At 50.3% G+C, this 720-nt stretch carries 7 tRNA genes; all 7 read right to left on the reverse strand.

Annotated features, from left to right (window positions below):
- Window positions 1-2: 2 nt before the first annotated feature.
- The 7 genes from AB3I12_RS13355 to AB3I12_RS13385 all read right to left on the reverse strand — a co-directional run bounded on the left by AB3I12_RS13355 (window position 3) and on the right by AB3I12_RS13385 (window position 711).
- Window positions 3-76: transfer RNA gene (locus tag AB3I12_RS13355), tRNA-Asp, on the reverse strand.
- 46 nt (window positions 77-122) lie between these two features.
- Window positions 123-196, reverse strand: a tRNA-Met gene (locus tag AB3I12_RS13360).
- Between the two features lie 45 nt (window positions 197-241).
- A tRNA-Ser gene (locus AB3I12_RS13365) sits at window positions 242-331 on the reverse strand.
- A 24-nt stretch (window positions 332-355) separates the two neighbouring features.
- Window positions 356-429: transfer RNA gene (locus AB3I12_RS13370), tRNA-Ile, on the reverse strand.
- 14 nt (window positions 430-443) lie between these two features.
- Window positions 444-517 (reverse strand) — tRNA-Met (locus AB3I12_RS13375).
- A 28-nt stretch (window positions 518-545) separates the two neighbouring features.
- Window positions 546-618: transfer RNA gene (locus AB3I12_RS13380), tRNA-Ala, on the reverse strand.
- Between the two features lie 19 nt (window positions 619-637).
- A tRNA-Pro gene (locus AB3I12_RS13385) sits at window positions 638-711 on the reverse strand.
- Window positions 712-720 lie beyond the last annotated feature (9 nt).

The following is a 720-nucleotide window of genomic DNA, read 5'->3' on the forward strand; positions in this document are numbered from 1 at the left end:
GGCGGTCTGGACGGGACTCGAACCCGCGACCTCCTGCGTGACAGGCAGGCATTCTAACCAACTGAACTACCAAACCATGATTTTAGTTTTTTTAATTGTCGACTTTGAAAATTCAAAGTCAATTGCGGGAGCAGGATTTGAACCTACGACCTTCGGGTTATGAGCCCGACGAGCTACCAGACTGCTCCATCCCGCGATAATATAATTGCGAATCAACTACTTTATAGTAACTCACAAAGTAAGGAGGATAAGGGATTCGAACCCTTGCACGGTTTTACCCGCCTGACGGTTTTCAAGACCGTTCCCTTCAGCCGGACTTGGGTAATCCTCCAATATGGAACTTACAACGTCACTATGGACCTTGTAGGACTCGAACCTACGACCGGACGGTTATGAGCCGTCTGCTCTAACCAACTGAGCTAAAGGTCCAGGCTCTTTAAAAATCGCGGCGGAGGGGATCGAACCCCCGACCTCCCGGGTATGAACCGGACGCTCTAGCCAGCTGAGCTACACCGCGAAAAAAGATATTCATTATTCAAATGAAATGGAGCCTAGCGGGATCGAACCGCTGACCTCCTGCGTGCAAAGCAGGCGCTCTCCCAGCTGAGCTAAGGCCCCGTGTGAAAATTATTATCTATCGGGAAGACAGGATTCGAACCTGCGACCCCTTGGTCCCAAACCAAGTGCTCTACCAAGCTGAGCTACTTCCCGTTGATATAA

The organism is Enterococcus sp. C65 (assembly GCF_040887165.1).
Classification (GTDB): Bacteria; Bacillota; Bacilli; order Lactobacillales; family Enterococcaceae; genus Enterococcus_B; species Enterococcus_B hirae.